16 protein-coding genes are annotated in these 14,462 nt (G+C 59.3%); 8 read left to right on the top strand and 8 right to left on the bottom strand.

Annotation, left to right across the window (positions count from 1 at the left end):
- The first annotated feature begins 59 nt into the window (after positions 1–59).
- From cadA to H7A77_RS23040, 4 genes are all read left to right on the top strand, one after another.
- Positions 60–2,198 (top strand): lysine decarboxylase CadA, encoded by a 2,139-nt coding sequence (gene cadA / locus H7A77_RS23025; protein WP_033635725.1) that lies wholly within the window; start codon positions 60–62, stop codon positions 2,196–2,198.
- A gap of 68 nt (positions 2,199–2,266) precedes the next feature.
- Positions 2,267–3,712 carry a dipeptide permease DtpD gene (gene dtpD / locus H7A77_RS23030; protein WP_182074705.1) on the top strand — a complete coding sequence of 482 codons (1,446 nt, stop codon included), beginning with the start codon at positions 2,267–2,269 and terminating at the stop codon, positions 3,710–3,712.
- A 56-nt stretch (positions 3,713–3,768) separates the two neighbouring features.
- Positions 3,769–5,100, top strand: coding sequence for a tRNA lysidine(34) synthetase TilS (gene tilS / locus H7A77_RS23035; protein ID WP_182074706.1), 1,332 nt, complete (start codon positions 3,769–3,771; stop codon positions 5,098–5,100).
- Entirely contained in the window at positions 5,100–5,414 is a 315-nt protein-coding gene (locus H7A77_RS23040; protein WP_025304017.1) for a c-type cytochrome, read from the top strand. The genes tilS and H7A77_RS23040 overlap by 1 nt, the downstream gene beginning before the upstream one ends.
- Before the next feature lie 50 nt (positions 5,415–5,464).
- On the opposite strand, the gene rof is transcribed toward H7A77_RS23040, so the two are convergent.
- Both rof and H7A77_RS23050 read right to left on the bottom strand, forming a co-directional pair.
- Positions 5,465–5,728 (bottom strand): Rho-binding antiterminator, encoded by a 264-nt coding sequence (gene rof, locus H7A77_RS23045; protein ID WP_004931991.1) that lies wholly within the window; start codon positions 5,726–5,728, stop codon positions 5,465–5,467.
- Complete coding sequence (locus H7A77_RS23050; protein ID WP_033652508.1) at positions 5,715–5,915, bottom strand: YaeP family protein; 201 nt, start codon at positions 5,913–5,915, stop codon at positions 5,715–5,717. Before H7A77_RS23050 ends, rof begins: the two co-directional genes overlap by 14 nt.
- Positions 5,916–6,128: 213 nt before the next feature.
- On the opposite strand from H7A77_RS23050, the gene H7A77_RS23055 reads away from it, so the two are divergent.
- From H7A77_RS23055 to nlpE, 3 genes are read left to right on the top strand one after another with little or no spacing between them, the layout of a single operon-like run.
- Positions 6,129–6,677 (top strand): YaeQ family protein, encoded by a 549-nt coding sequence (locus H7A77_RS23055; protein ID WP_033644891.1) that lies wholly within the window; start codon positions 6,129–6,131, stop codon positions 6,675–6,677.
- Positions 6,678–6,680: 3 nt separating this feature from the next.
- Complete coding sequence (arfB, locus tag H7A77_RS23060; protein WP_060660319.1) at positions 6,681–7,094, top strand: alternative ribosome rescue aminoacyl-tRNA hydrolase ArfB; 414 nt, start codon at positions 6,681–6,683, stop codon at positions 7,092–7,094.
- 29 nt (positions 7,095–7,123) lie between these two features.
- On the top strand, positions 7,124–7,807 hold the full coding sequence (gene nlpE / locus H7A77_RS23065; RefSeq protein WP_060660320.1) for an envelope stress response activation lipoprotein NlpE: 684 nt from the start codon (positions 7,124–7,126) through the stop codon (positions 7,805–7,807).
- A 68-nt stretch (positions 7,808–7,875) separates the two neighbouring features.
- On the opposite strand, the gene proS is transcribed toward nlpE, so the two are convergent.
- The 6 genes from proS to metN form a co-directional block, all read right to left on the bottom strand.
- Positions 7,876–9,594, bottom strand: coding sequence for a proline--tRNA ligase (gene proS, locus H7A77_RS23070; protein WP_033644896.1), 1,719 nt, complete (start codon positions 9,592–9,594; stop codon positions 7,876–7,878).
- A 112-nt stretch (positions 9,595–9,706) separates the two neighbouring features.
- Positions 9,707–10,414 carry a tRNA (N6-threonylcarbamoyladenosine(37)-N6)-methyltransferase TrmO gene (gene tsaA, locus H7A77_RS23075; RefSeq protein WP_016929866.1) on the bottom strand — a complete coding sequence of 236 codons (708 nt, stop codon included), beginning with the start codon at positions 10,412–10,414 and terminating at the stop codon, positions 9,707–9,709.
- A complete protein-coding gene (gene rcsF, locus H7A77_RS23080; protein ID WP_025304011.1) occupies positions 10,411–10,815 on the bottom strand; it encodes an Rcs stress response system protein RcsF in 405 nt (134 codons plus the stop codon). The genes tsaA and rcsF overlap by 4 nt, the downstream gene beginning before the upstream one ends.
- Positions 10,816–10,929: 114 nt before the next feature.
- Positions 10,930–11,745, bottom strand: a complete 816-nt coding sequence (locus H7A77_RS23085) for a MetQ/NlpA family lipoprotein (RefSeq protein WP_033644900.1) — start codon at positions 11,743–11,745, stop codon at positions 10,930–10,932.
- Positions 11,746–11,784: 39 nt separating this feature from the next.
- Positions 11,785–12,438: a methionine ABC transporter permease MetI gene (locus tag H7A77_RS23090; RefSeq protein WP_004932010.1), complete on the bottom strand. Its 654-nt coding sequence runs from the start codon at positions 12,436–12,438 to the stop codon at positions 11,785–11,787.
- Positions 12,431–13,462, bottom strand: a complete 1,032-nt coding sequence (gene metN, locus H7A77_RS23095) for a methionine ABC transporter ATP-binding protein MetN (RefSeq protein ID WP_004932012.1) — start codon at positions 13,460–13,462, stop codon at positions 12,431–12,433. Before metN ends, H7A77_RS23090 begins: the two co-directional genes overlap by 8 nt.
- A gap of 188 nt (positions 13,463–13,650) precedes the next feature.
- Here metN and gmhB point away from each other — a divergent pair, with 188 nt between their 5' ends.
- Positions 13,651–14,214: a D-glycero-beta-D-manno-heptose 1,7-bisphosphate 7-phosphatase gene (gene gmhB / locus H7A77_RS23100; RefSeq protein WP_182074707.1), complete on the top strand. Its 564-nt coding sequence runs from the start codon at positions 13,651–13,653 to the stop codon at positions 14,212–14,214.
- Positions 14,215–14,462: the final 248 nt, after the last annotated feature.

The following is a 14,462-nucleotide window of genomic DNA, read 5'->3' on the forward strand; positions in this document are numbered from 1 at the left end:
TTTCTTTCCGACCTGTCAGCCGCGACGGGAAGGGGCTTGCTTTGCCAGGAGAAATGCATATGAACGTTATCGCCATCATGAATCACATGGGTGTCTACTTCAAAGAAGAGCCTATCCGTGAACTGCATCAGGCGCTGGAAAGTCTGGATTTCCGCATCGTTTACCCTAACGATCGCGAAGACCTGCTGAAACTGATCGAGAACAACGCCCGTCTGTGCGGGGTGATCTTCGACTGGGACAAATACAATCTGGAGCTGTGCGAAGAGATCAGCCAGCTGAACGAATACATGCCGCTGTACGCATTCGCCAACACCTATTCCACGTTGGACGTCAGCCTGAACGATCTGCGCATGCAGGTGCGCTTCTTCGAGTATGCGCTCGGCGCGGCAACCGACATCGCCGCCAAGATCAAACAGAACACCGACGAGTATATCGACACCATCCTGCCGCCGTTGACCAAGGCGCTGTTCAAATACGTGCGCGAAGGCAAATACACCTTCTGTACGCCGGGCCACATGGGCGGCACCGCGTTCCAGAAAAGCCCGGTGGGCAGCCTGTTCTACGATTTCTTCGGCCCGAACACCATGAAGTCGGATATCTCGATTTCGGTGTCCGAGCTTGGGTCGCTGCTGGATCACTCCGGCCCGCACAAAGAGGCGGAAGAGTACATTTCCCGCGTGTTCAACGCCGAGCGCAGCTACATGGTGACCAACGGCACCTCCACCGCCAACAAGATCGTCGGCATGTATTCAGCGCCGGCGGGCAGCACGGTGCTGATTGACCGTAACTGCCACAAGTCGCTGACTCACCTGATGATGATGAGCGACATCACGCCGATCTACTTCCGCCCGACCCGCAATGCCTACGGCATCCTCGGCGGCATTCCGCAGAGCGAGTTCCAGCGCGCCACCATCGCCAAACGCGTGAAGGAGACCCCGAACGCCACCTGGCCGGTGCATGCGGTGATCACCAACTCCACCTATGACGGCCTGCTGTACAACACCGACTTTATCAAGAACACTCTGGACGTGAAGTCGATCCATTTCGACTCCGCCTGGGTGCCTTACACCAACTTCCATCCGATCTATAAAGGCAAGTGCGGCATGAGCGGCGGCCGCGTAGAGGGCAAGGTGATCTATGAAACCCAGTCCACCCACAAACTGTTGGCGGCCTTCTCGCAGGCTTCGATGATTCATGTGAAGGGCGATATCAACGAAGAAACCTTCAACGAAGCCTACATGATGCACACCACCACTTCGCCGCACTACGGCATCGTGGCGTCGACCGAAACCGCCGCGGCGATGATGAAAGGCAACGCCGGCAAGCGCCTGATCAACGGCTCTATCGAGCGCGCGATCAAGTTCCGCAAAGAGATCAAACGCCTGAAAGTCGAGTCCGACGGCTGGTTCTTCGACGTCTGGCAGCCGGAGCATATCGATGAGCCGGAATGCTGGCCGCTGCGCTCCGACAGCGCCTGGCACGGTTTCAAGAACATCGACAACGAACACATGTATCTGGACCCGATCAAGGTCACTATCCTGACCCCGGGGATGAGCAAGGAAGGCGAGATGCAGCCGTTCGGCATCCCGGCCAGCATCGTGGCGAAATACCTCGACGAACGCGGCATCATCGTCGAGAAAACCGGGCCTTACAACCTGCTGTTCCTGTTCAGCATCGGCATCGATAAAACCAAGGCGCTCAGCCTGCTGCGCGCGATGACCGACTTCAAACGCTCGTTCGACCTGAACCTGCGGGTGAAAAACATGCTGCCTTCGCTGTATCAGGAAGCGCCTGATTTCTATGAAAACATGCGCATTCAGGATCTGGCGCAGAACATTCACCGCTTGGTGGAGCAACACAACTTGCCAGACCTGATGTACCGCGCGTTCGAAGTGCTGCCAACCATGGTGATGAATCCGTACCAGGCGTTCCAGAAAGAGCTGCACGGCGAAGTGGAAGAGGTCTATCTGGAAGAGATGGTCGGTAAGGTCAACGCCAACATGATCCTCCCATACCCGCCGGGCGTGCCGCTGGTGATGCCGGGCGAGATGCTGACCGAAGAGAGCCGGCCGGTGCTGGAGTTCCTGCAGATGCTGTGCGAAATCGGCGCGCATTATCCGGGCTTTGAAACCGACATTCACGGCGCCTATCGCCAGGCGGACGGACGTTATCGGGTGAAAGTGCTGAAGGCGAAATAACCGCAGCCAATAAGAGGGGAGGCGCTCGCGCTTCCCCTTTGTCGTTCACCGACTGATGGGAGACCACCATGAAAACACCCTCACAGCCGCGCGCAATCTACTATGTCGTAGCGATACAAATTTGGGAATATTTCAGCTTTTACGGCATGCGTGCGTTATTGATCCTCTATCTGACCCACCAACTCGGCTATACCGACAGCCACGCCATCGATCTCTACAGCGCTTACGCTTCGTTAGTTTACGTCACTCCTATTCTTGGCGGCTGGCTCGCCGACCGCCTGCTGGGCAACCGCGTCGCGGTGATCGCCGGCGCGGCGCTGATGACCCTGGGACATATCGTGCTTGGCCTGAGCGCGGTCTCCGCCCAGTCGCTCTATCTGGCGCTGGCGATCATCATCTGCGGCTACGGCCTGTTCAAATCCAATATCAGCTGCCTGCTGGGCGAGCTGTATCCGGCGCAGGACTCGCGCCGCGAAGGGGGCTTCTCGCTGCTGTACGCCGCCGGCAACGTCGGATCTATTCTGGCGCCGATCGCCTGCGGGCTGGCGGCCGAGCGCTATGGCTGGCACGTCGGCTTTGCGTTGGCCGGGATCGGCATGTTCGCCGGCCTGGTGATTTTTCTGCTGGGCGGACGCCATTTCCGCCACACGCGCGGCGTGAATGCACCGCTGATGCGCGCCAGGAGCCTGGGCCTGCCGCACTGGGGATGGCTGCTGGCGGCGCTGCTGGCGTCGCCGCTGTTCTTCACGCTGCTGTTTGAACGCGACTCGGCCGGCTATTTGCTCGGGTTGGTGTGCGTGGCGGCGGTGGCGCTGGTGGCGCGCATTATGCTGCGCGCGGACGCCGGCCAGCGCCGGGGGCTGTGGCAGATCATCGTACTGATGCTGCTGGGCACGCTGTTCTGGGCTTTTGCCCAGCAGGGCGGCAGCTCCATCAGCCTGTTTATCGATCATTTCGTTGACCGGCGCTGGTTCGGCTGGACGGTGCCGACCGCGCTGTTCCAGTCGGTTAACGCCTGCGCGGTGATGCTGGGCGGCGTGGCGCTGGCCTGGCTGGCGAGCGGCGATGGCGATCGCACGCTGCGCATCTGGTGCAAGTTCGCCTTCGGTCTGCTGTTGATCGGCATCGGCTTTACGCTGATGGCGCTCAATACGCGGCTGCACGGGCCGGGATCGATGGGGCTGATGATCGCCGGTTTGGCGGTGATGGGCTTTGCCGAACTGTTTATCGATCCGGTGGCGATGGCGCAGATCACCCGGCTGAATATCCCCGGCGCCACCGGCGTGTTGACCGGCATCTATATGTTGGCGACCGGTTCGATCGCCAACTATCTGGCGGGCATTATCGCCAATCAGACCGCCGAGGATCACATCGAAGGGGCGGCGATGCAGGCGTATGGCCGCATTTTCGCCCAGATCGGCTGGGGAGCGGCCGGATGTGCGCTGGCGGTGATCGCGGTGCTGGGCGGCTGGTGGCTGCTGACGCGACGCCAGGCCCGGACGGTTAATGCTTGATTGATGGCGGTAGGCGGGGTTAACGTGCAGCTATGTAGAAGTGACAAAGCCTACCGATGGATACTGATCAATTAACGACGCAGGTGGCGGACCAGCTGGGCGCGCAGCAGCGGCTGCTGGTGGCGTTTAGCGGCGGCCTGGATTCCAGCGTGCTGCTGCATCTGCTGGCGGCGTTGCGCCGCCAACGTCCGGCGCTGCAGCTACGTGCGTTGCACGTGCATCATGGCCTGAGCGCCTTTGCCGACCGTTGGGTTGAGCATTGCCGCAGCCGGTGCGCCGAGTGGCGGATCCCGCTGACGGTGACGCACGTGCAGGTGGATGCCCGCCAGGGCGGCATCGAAGCGGCGGCGCGTGCGGCGCGCTATGCCGCTTTCAGTGCAGCATTGGCGGAGGGCGAAGCGCTGCTCACCGCCCAACACCTTGACGATCAAAGCGAAACTTTCCTGTTGGCGCTCAAGCGCGGCAGCGGGCCGGCAGGGTTGTCGGCGATGGCGGCGCGCGCCACGCTGGGCGAGCACCTGCTGTTGCGGCCGCTGCTGGGCTGCTCGCGTCAAACGCTGGAAAATTACGCGCAACGCCACGGTTTGGCCTGGATAGACGACGACAGCAATCAGGACACGCGCTTCGATCGCAATTTCCTGCGGTTGCAGGTGTTGCCGCAGCTCAATCAACGTTGGCCGCACTTCGCCTCGGCGGTGGCGCGCAGCGCCAGCCTGTGCGCCGAACAGGAACAATTGTTGGACGAGCTGCTGGCGGAACCGCTGCAAAGCCTGTTGGCGGCGGATCGCTCATTGGCGATCGACGGTTTGACGGCCTGTTCGCCGGTGCGGCGCTTCGCTCTGTTGCGGCGCTGGATCGCATTGTTCAACGTTACCATGCCGGCGCGTGAGCAGTTGCAGCGTCTGTGGGATGAGGTGGCGCTCAGCCGGGAAGATGCCGAACCGCAGCTGCAGCTCGGCGCCTATCAGATCCGCCGCTTCCGAGGCCGATTGCACCTGTTGCCGCCGCTGGCGGCGCTGCGCGATGTGCATCTGCCCTGGCAGCCTGACCAGCCGCTGACGTTGCCGGACGGGCTGGGGCAGTTGGTTGCCGGTGAGGGCGATCTGGCGCTGCGCGCGCCGCTGCCATCGCAGCAGATTAGCATTCGTTTCGGCGGTGTACAGGGCGCGGTGCGCATCGTGGGGCGCGCCCATTCGCGGCCGATAAAAAAACTGTGGCAGGAGCTGGGTATTCCTCCCTGGCAGCGTGAACGCATCCCGTTGATTTATTATGATGAGCAGCTGATCGCCGCGCTGGGCGTATTCGTCTGTGAGGCGGGGCAGGTGCCGGAAGGCGAACGCCCGTGGCGGCTGCGCTGGGAAAAAAATCATAATCGTGAGGAGCAATGATGAAGTTTGTGGAAATCGCGCTGTTGGCCGCCGGCCTGTTCAGCCTGCCGGCATTGGCGGCGGGGGATGCGGCCGCCGGTCAGGCCAAAGCCGCCGCGTGCGCGGCCTGCCACGGCGCGCAGGGCAAGGTGACGGTGCCGATGTACCCGAATCTGGCCGGGCAGAACGCCATGTACCTGCAGCACGCGTTGCAGGCGTACAAGAAAGGGGAACGCAACGGCGGCCAGGCCGAGGTGATGAAAGCCTATGTGTCGGGATTGTCGGATGACGATATCGCCGATCTGGCGGCTTATTACGCCAGCCTGAAGCCCTAAATGACGAGGGCAGCCGTTGGGCTGCCCTGTTGGGATGGGGTTACCGCTGCTCAGTCCGACAGACTGACGACCACGGTACCGATTTCCGGATGACTGAAACTGCTGATATGGTCCAGACGCAGGTCGCGCTGCTGGCCGTTCTGTTCGATGGTCAGATACTCAACGCGTTTCTTTTGCAGCAGGTCGATCGCCTTGGCCTCGATCACTTCTCCGTCGCGTAACTCCAGCTTCAGAATAAGTTTATGCTGACAGGCGAGTTCCAGGTTGTCGTAGTCATCGCAATTGATGGGTTGGTACTCATCATTCATCAACATAGTCGCTCACCAATAAGTTAGCGGCGGCAAAGGCCGCCTGTTCCCTAACGGAGGACGGTAGCGCGTGGTTCGCTGCGACATCGTCCAATGCCTTTAACGCACAAGCCAGCGCATCAGGCACGTAGCCAAGATCTCCACTGCCAATCTCGGCGTAAGTACGGCGTACTAACTCACAGTATTGTTGCACAGTTTCCTCCCTTAAGAACCTCTGCATCATCAAGACTACTATCGCGATGAGGCGCAGACTCTCGGAGTTTTATCCTATCCTAGACGACTATAGCACAGCTGTTATGGAGTTATCAGCACCCCGGCACGCCTTTCGCACTGCCGCAGCCTGGCCGCGCTGGCGGGGTTTGGCCCTGATCAAGTACACTGTCGCCGGATAATAACGAGGTCACCCATGGCGCTGAAAGCAACCATTTATAAAGCCGCGGTCAATATTGCTGATATGGATCGTCACTTCTACCACGACGCCACGCTGACGCTGGCGCAACACCCGTCCGAAAATGAGCAGCGCATGATGCTGCGACTGTTGGCCTGGATCTGCCACGCCGACGAGCGGCTGGTGTTCACCAAAGGGTTGAGCGCCGACGACGAGCCGGAGATCTGGCAGCGCAACGACCACAACGGGCTGGAAATGTGGATCGAGATGGGATTGCCCGACGAGAAACGCATCCGCAAGGCCTGCAACCAGTCGCCGCGCGTGGTCTTGTACGCTTACGGCGAGCGCGCCGCGCACGTTTGGTGGCAGGCGATGCAGGGAAAAGTGGCCGGCTACAAGAACCTGAGCGTGCGCTTCCTCGATGACGAACAGCTGGCGCGCCTGACGGCGCTGGCCAGCCGCACCATGACGCTGCAGGCAACGCTGCAGGAGGGAACTATTTGGCTGTCTGATGCTCAGAATAGTCTGGAAATCCAGTTTGCCGAGTGGCAGCAGGCACAGGTGTGACCGGTGCTGGAACTGTCAAGAAACGTAGCCATACCGGATAATGAGCTGGAATTGACGGCGATCCGCGCGCAGGGCGCGGGTGGCCAGCACGTGAACAAAACCTCAACGGCGATCCATTTGCGCTTTGACATCCGGGCATCCAGCCTGCCAGAGTATTATAAGGAAAGGCTGCTGGCGCTGAATCATCATCTCATTACCGCTGATGGCGTAGTGATTATCAAGGCGCAAGAGTATCGCAGTCAGGAATTGAATCGCGAAGCGGCGTTGGCCAGATTGGTCGCGCTGATTCAGCAGGCGATGGTGGTGGAAAAAACGCGCAAGGCGACCAAGCCGACCAAAGGGGCAAAATTGCGCCGTTTGGAAGGCAAGGCGCGTAAGGGCGCCACCAAGGCGCTGCGTGGCAAGGTTCGCACTTAGGAATACATGAACACAGTAGGAGAATAACTGTGAAGAAAATTACGGTAGCCCTGTTCTTGGCGGCAGGCGCACTCTCGTTGTTGGGATGCAACAATCATTATCAACCGAAGGAACAACCGCTGCAGGCGATGCCGCAGAGTTATCAAGGGGTGTTGCCTTGCGCCGATTGCGGCGGGCTGGATACGGCGCTGTTCCTGGATGAGGACGGCACCTTTGTGCTGCAGGAAACTTATCGCGGCACCAAAGACGGCGATCAGACCTTCGCCGACTACGGCAAATGGGCGCGCACCGCGGATAAGCTGGTGCTGACTGACAGCACCGGGGAAAAACGCTACTTCCGCCCGGTGGGCAAGAGTCTTGAGATGCTGGATCGCAGCGGCGCGCCGATCGCCTCCAAGCTGAATTATCGTCTGGAGCCGGTCGAGAAGCCATTGCCTAAAACGCCGATGGTGATGAAAGGCAGCTACACCTATATGGCCGACGCGGCGGTGTTCAAAGATTGCGCCACCGGCATCACGTTCCCGGTGGATAACAACATCGCGCTGGAGCAAGGTTACGCCAAAGCCAATAAGAATGCCGGTGAGCCGGTGTTTCTGACTTTCAACGCGCACTTCAGCGTGCAGCCGTCGATGGAAGAGGGGCAGATAGAGAAGGCGGTGGTGCCGGACGGTAAAATCGCGTTCGACCGCAGTAAAAGCTGCAGCAACAACTAACTTCCCCTGTCCCCATGGACATAAAAAAACCCGCCTAGGCGGGTTTTTTATTCGCTGACGCTCGGTGTTTAGCGTTTGATCTGGCCCAGCAGGAAATCAACGATTTCACCGGTTTTGATCATTTGCTTCTCGCCGACGCGGCGGTTTTTGTACTCGATCTCTTCGTTGTCGAGGTTACGGTCGCCGATAACGATAGAGTGCGGCACGCCGATCAGCTCCATATCCGCGAACATCACGCCCGGGCGCTCTTTGCGGTCATCGAGGATCACGTCGATGCCGTGGGAGCGCAGGGTGTTGTACAGCTCTTCGGCCAGCGCCTGCACGCGGAACGACTTGTGCATGTTCATCGGCAGAATAGCGACCTGGAACGGCGCGATGGCGTCTGGCCAGATAATGCCGCGTTCGTCGTGGTTCTGCTCGATGGCAGCGGCCACGACGCGCGTCACCCCGATGCCGTAGCAGCCCATGGTCAGCACCTGGTTGCGGCCGTCTTCACCCTGTACGGTCGCTTTCATCGCTTCCGAATACTTGGTGCCGAGCTGGAAGATATGGCCCACTTCGATGCCGCGTTTGATCAGAAGCGTGCCCTGACCGTCCGGGCTGGCGTCGCCTTCCACCACGTTACGGATGTCGGCCACCTGCGGCAGCGGCAGATCCCGCTCCCAGTTGATGCCGAAGTAGTGTTTGCCGTCGACGTTGGCGCCGGCGCCAAAGTCGCTCATCGCCGCTACGCTGCGGTCGGCAACCACCGGCATCTGCAGCTTGACCGGGCCGAGGGAACCCGGGCCGGCGCCGACGATGGCGCGGATCTCTTCTTCAGTGGCGAAGGTCAGCGGCGCGGCAACCTGCGCCAGCTTCTCGGCCTTGATTTCGTTCAGCTCGTGATCGCCGCGCACCAGCAGGGCGACCAGTTTATGGCCGCTCTCTTCGGTGGCGCGCACCATCAGCGTCTTCACGGTTTTTTCCACCGGCAGCTGGAATTGCTCGACCAGCTCGGCGATGGTTTTGGCGTTTGGCGTATCCACCAGGCGCAGCTCTTCGCTGGCCGCCGCGCGCGGCGCTGCCGGAGCGACCGCTTCCGCCAGCTCGATGTTGGCGGCGAAGTCGGAACCGGTGGAGAACACGATATCGTCTTCACCGCTGTCTGCCAGCACCTGGAATTCGTGCGACGCACTGCCGCCGATCGAGCCGGTATCGGCCTGCACTGGGCGGAAATCCAGTCCCATGCGGCTGAAGATTTTGCTGTACGCTTCGTACATCGCGTCGTAAGTCTCCTGCAGAGACTCCTGCGAGGTATGGAAGGAGTAGGCATCCTTCATCAGGAACTCACGGGAACGCATCACGCCGAAACGTGGGCGCACTTCATCACGGAACTTGGTCTGGATCTGGAAGAAGTTCAGCGGCAGCTGCTTGTACGAGCTGATCTCGTTGCGGATCAGATCGGTGATCACTTCTTCATGCGTCGGGCCCAGCACGAAAGGACGGTCGCCGCGGTCGACGAAGCGCAGCAGCTCGGGGCCGTATTGCTCCCAACGGCCGCTTTCCTGCCACAGGTCGGCAGGCTGAACCACCGGCATGGACACTTCGATCGCGTTAGCATTGTTCATTTCTTCGCGAACGATGTTTTCAACCTTTTTCAGAACGCGCAGGCCGGTCGGCAGCCAGGTGTAAAGACCGGAGGCCAGCTTGCGGATCATCCCGGCGCGCAGCATCAGCTGGTGGCTGATCACTTCGGCGTCGGCAGGTGTCTCCTTCAGAGTGGAGAGCAGATATTGGCTAGTACGCATGGTGTTTTGGTTCCGTTAGAACTGCAAATTGCATCGGGCTGCCAGAGTGGCGGCCAAAAAGTGATTTAGTTTACCAGCGCGAGCGGGTCGCCAAAAGAGAGGCGGCGGAATTTTAACGCGGGTCGAGCGCCAGCACTTCGGTGTGGCCGTCCACGACGCGCCAGCGCACGTTGAAATCCAGCAGCCAGACGGCGTAATCCCGTTCGACGTCCTCTCCTTTACGATAGGCGGGACGGGGGTCCTGTGCCAGCACCTGGCTGATAAAACGCCTTAATTGCGGGTAGCGCGCCTGATGTTGCTGCAGCTGCTGTTCCGCCTGCGGCGCGAAACGCACCGGCATATCGCCGGCGGGCGCGGCCTGGGCAAAGCCGGCGCGGGCCTGCGGTTGGCTCTCGGCGAACGGCAGATAAGGCTTGATGTCCACCACCGGGGTGCCGTCGACCAGATCGAGGCTGCCCAGTTCCAGCGCCACTTCCCCGTTTTTCACCCGTACGCCTTTGAGCTCAATGAGCGACATGCCGAGCGGATTGGGGCGGAAGGTGGAGCGGGTGGCGAACACGCCCATGCGGGCATTGCCGCCTAAACGCGGTGGGCGTACCGTCGGGCGCCAGCCGCCTTCCATGGTTTGATGGAAAATGAACATCACCCACAGATGGCTGAAATCGCTGAGACCGCGAACCGCTTCCGCCTGGTTGTAGGGCGGCAGCAGCAGCAGTTCGCCGCCACCGTCTTCGACCAGCCCCGGTTGGCGGGGCACGGCGAATTTCTCTTTATACGGCGAGCGGATCACGCCGATCTGCTCGAAAACGAATTCGGTCATTTAGACGAGACGTTAAGCGCCGAGCCCTGGCAAACGGCCTGCTGGTAACAACCGGCGACGCCGCTGACAATCTGGCAGTCGTGCAGCAGCACGGCGTTGGCCTTCATGTAAGACGCACGGATTTGCATGCGTTTACGGGCGGTAGCCAGATTCGGTGGGGAGTCTTGTACGGTGGTTTGGCACGATTCGCCGGACACTTCACCCAGATCGCGGAACGGTTTACCCACGAGTTCTTCTGCACTTTTATACAGTTTTACCGGAGCGGGGCGGGCGGCCGGCGTGGTCTTGGCCGGGGCGGTCGTGGTCGGCTTGCTGGTGCTGTTTGTTGAGGATGGCGCGATACGTTGCGATGAACATCCGGCCAGCGCGAGCGCTAACAAACAGAGAGGTAAAACACGCATTGAGATTCCTCTGCCTTAATGAAAGTGGCGCTATTGAAGCAATCTATGGCGGAAATAACAAGACGGGCCTTGGCCCGTCTTGCAATTATAGGAATAAAATTGGTGAATAAGCGCTTACCAGCCTTTCACGGCACCGCCGTTGAAGATTTTGTTGGCGGCGGCGTCAACTTCGTCAGACTGGTAGGCCTGAACGAATTTCTTCACGTTTTCCGCGTCTTTATTATCTTCGCGCGCAACCAGCAGGTTGACGTAAGGCGAGTCTTTATCTTCCACAAACAGACCGTCTTTCGCCGGCGTCAGGCCGATCTGGCTGGCATAGGTGGTGTTGATCACCGCCAGCGCGATCTGCTGATCGTCCAGAGAGCGCGGCAGCTGAGGGGCTTCCAGCTCAACCAGCTTCAGGTTTTTCGGATTCTCGGTCACGTCCAGTACGGTCGGCAGCAGGCCAACGCCGTCTTTCAGTTTAATCAGACCGACTTTCTGCAGCAGCAGCAGCGAACGGCCCAGGTTGGTCGGATCGTTCGGCAGTGCGATCTGAGAACCCTCTTTCAGTTCGTCCAGCGATTTGATTTTCTTGGAGTAACCGGCGATCGGGTAAACAAAGGTGTTGCCGACCGGCACCAGCTTGTAGCCGCGATCTTTGATTTGCTGATCCAGATACGGTTTGTGCTGGAAGGCGTTCAGGTCGATATCGCCTTTGCTCAGCGCTTCGTTAGGCAGCACGTAGTCGTTGAAGGTGACCAGCTCAACGTCCAGACCGTATTTCTCTTTCGCCACTTTCTGCGCCACTTCGGCCACTTGCTGTTCAGCGCCGACGATCACGCCGACCTTGATGTGGTTTGGATTCTTTTCATCCTGGCCGCAGCCCGCCAGAGCCAGAGTGCCGATCAGTGCGCCAATTGTCGCGATGGATTTAAATGTTAACGACATATCCCTTCCTCATTAGACTCGCATTAATATGCTGTGAAACTATTTATGGGTAACGGCTTTGACGATGCGATCGCCGCAGAATTGGATCAGATAAACCAAAACTACCAGTAATACTAATACGGTATTCATAACTGTGGCGTTATAACCGATATAACCGTATTGGTAACCGATTTGGCCCAGGCCGCCGGCGCCGACCGCGCCGCCCATGGCGGAGTAGCCCACCAGGGTGATCAGGGTGATGGTCGCGGCGTTGACCAGGCCCGGCAGGGCCTCCGGCAGCAGCACTTTCTTGATGATCTGCATCGGCGTGGCGCCCATGGCGCGCGCCGCTTCCACCAGACCGGACGGGATCTCCAGCAGGGCGTTTTCCACCATGCGCGCGATGAACGGCGCGGCACCGACGGTCAGCGGCACGATCGCCGCTTGCAGACCGATCGAGGTGCCGACGATCATGCGGGTAAACGGAATCATCCAAACCAACAGGATAATGAACGGGATGGAACGGAAGATGTTCACCAGCCCGGACAGGATCTTATACAGCGAATTGTTGGCGATGATCTGCCCCGGGCGGGTGACATACAGCAGCACGCCTACCGGCAGACCGAGCACGAAACCGAAAAAGCCGGAGACAAAGGTCATCATGACGGTTTCCCACACGCCACGCGCCATCAACCACATCATTGCCTCAGACATAACCCAGAACCTCTACTTTTACCTGATTTTCTTGCAGGAACTTAATCGTCGCCAGCGCGTCTTCGTCGCTGCCGTGCAGCTCCGCCAGCATCACGCCGAATTTCACGCCGCCGGCATAATCCATCTGGGCGCTGATAATGTTGTTGTTCACGTTGAAGCGGCGAGCGGCTTCAGACAGCAGCGGCGCATCGACCGACTGACCGGTGAACTCCAGGCGCAGCAGCGGCTGACGGTCGCCCTGACGCTCCGGCGACAGGCGCGCGGCGTAGTCGTCCGGGATATCCAGATGCAGCGTGGACTGAATGAACTGTTGGGCCAGCGGTGTTTTCGGGTGCGAGAACACTTCGCTGACGCTGTCTTTTTCGATCAGCTGCCCCTGGCTGATGACCGCGACCTGGTCGCAGATGCGTTTCACCACGTCCATTTCATGGGTGATGAGCAGAATGGTCAGGCCCAGACGGCGGTTGATGTCTTTCAGCAGTTCCAGGATGGAACGGGTGGTGGCCGGATCCAGCGCGCTGGTGGCCTCGTCGCACAGCAGCACTTTAGGGTTGCTGGCCAGCGCGCGCGCGATCGCCACACGCTGTTTCTGGCCGCCGGACAGGTTGGCCGGGTAGGCGTCGTGCTTGTCCGCCAGGCCGACCAGTTCCAGCAGTTCGGTCACGCGCTTTTTGATCTCGGCGCGCGGCGTATTGTCCAGCTCCAGCGGCAACGCCACGTTGCCGAACACCGTACGGGAAGAGAGCAGGTTAAAGTGCTGGAAGATCATGCCGATTTGGCGACGGGCGCGCGTCAGTTCGCTTTCCGACAGAGACGTCAGATCCTGGCCATCGACCAGCACCTGGCCGGAGGTGGGGCGCTCAAGCATGTTGGCGCAGCGGATCAGCGTGCTTTTACCGGCGCCGGAGGAACCGATGACGCCATAGATTTGCCCGGCAGGAACGTGAAGGGTCACGTCAGAGAGCGCGGTAATGGTGCGCGAACCCTGCTGGAACACTTTAGTGATGTTAGAAAGTTTAATCATATTCTTCTTATTTTAGCGTGGTTGCCCGTGGCTAGATAAAAGTAAACCTCGGCGTGGAACCAAGGTATGCCTCAGATGTTAAGGCGTCTAGACGTCTAAGTCAACGACCAACGACGTTCTCCGGCGTTCTCAGCGTGGGGTAAAACATGCGATACTGTCAGCGTATACAGGCCCTCAGGAGCAAAGCGGTGACACAAAGCGTTCCAGCAATTTTTCTCGATCGTGACGGCACGATTAATGTTGACCATGGCTATGTCCATGAAATCGACAACTTCCACTTTATCGACGGCGTGATCGACGCCTGTCGCGAGCTCAAAAAGATGGGCTTCGCGCTGGTGATGGTGACCAACCAGTCCGGCATTGCGCGCGGCAAGTTCAGCGAAGACCAGTTTATGTACCTGACCGAGTGGATGGACTGGTCGCTGGCCGATCGCGACGTCGACTTCGACGGCATCTATTTCTGCCCGCATCATCCGGAGGCGGCAGTAGAAGCGTATCGCCAGGTGTGCGACTGCCGTAAGCCGCAGCCGGGCATGTTGCTGCAAGCGCAGCAGGAATTGAACATCGATATGGCCGCTTCTTATATGGTGGGCGATAAACCGGAAGACATGCAGGCGGCGATCGCGGCCGGCGTCGGCACCAAGGTGCTGGTGCGTACCGGCAAGCCGGTGACGGAGCAGGGCGAAAAGCTGGCCGATTGGGTGCTAAACAGCCTGGCTGACCTGCCGGCAGCCATCAAAAAGCGGGTTTAATAGGCGTTACGAATGAATAGTGAGCGGTCAGATAAAAAATGCATATTAACGCTTGTCATTCTGAACCGGCTCCCTATAATGCGCCTCCATCGACACGGAACATGTGAACAACTTCACAGAGTGTCCGGGGGTCGCAGAGAAAAAATCCTGAAAATTAGGGTTGACTCTGAAAGAGGAAAGCGTAATATACGCCACCTCGAGTTAGCAAGCGAAAGCGCCTAACTCACTGCTCTTTAACAATTTATCAG

Source organism: Serratia sp. ME47 (assembly GCF_903970925.1).
Taxonomy (GTDB): Bacteria; Pseudomonadota; Gammaproteobacteria; order Enterobacterales; family Enterobacteriaceae; genus Serratia; species Serratia ureilytica.

Coding starts and splice junctions, on each gene's coding strand:
- H7A77_RS23085 (WP_033644900.1), bottom strand. CDS start 11,745: ATGTCGTTAACATTTAAATCCATCGCGACAATTGGCGCACTGATCGGC.
- H7A77_RS23090 (WP_004932010.1), bottom strand. CDS start 12,438: ATGTCTGAGGCAATGATGTGGTTGATGGCGCGTGGCGTGTGGGAAACC.
- rof (WP_004931991.1), bottom strand. CDS start 5,728: ATGTTGATGAATGATGAGTACCAACCCATCAATTGCGATGACTACGAC.
- metN (WP_004932012.1), bottom strand. CDS start 13,462: ATGATTAAACTTTCTAACATCACTAAAGTGTTCCAGCAGGGTTCGCGC.
- tilS (WP_182074706.1), top strand. CDS start 3,769: ATGGATACTGATCAATTAACGACGCAGGTGGCGGACCAGCTGGGCGCG.
- H7A77_RS23055 (WP_033644891.1), top strand. CDS start 6,129: ATGGCGCTGAAAGCAACCATTTATAAAGCCGCGGTCAATATTGCTGAT.
- proS (WP_033644896.1), bottom strand. CDS start 9,594: ATGCGTACTAGCCAATATCTGCTCTCCACTCTGAAGGAGACACCTGCC.
- cadA (WP_033635725.1), top strand. CDS start 60: ATGAACGTTATCGCCATCATGAATCACATGGGTGTCTACTTCAAAGAA.
- H7A77_RS23040 (WP_025304017.1), top strand. CDS start 5,100: ATGAAGTTTGTGGAAATCGCGCTGTTGGCCGCCGGCCTGTTCAGCCTG.
- dtpD (WP_182074705.1), top strand. CDS start 2,267: ATGAAAACACCCTCACAGCCGCGCGCAATCTACTATGTCGTAGCGATA.
- rcsF (WP_025304011.1), bottom strand. CDS start 10,815: ATGCGTGTTTTACCTCTCTGTTTGTTAGCGCTCGCGCTGGCCGGATGT.
- tsaA (WP_016929866.1), bottom strand. CDS start 10,414: ATGACCGAATTCGTTTTCGAGCAGATCGGCGTGATCCGCTCGCCGTAT.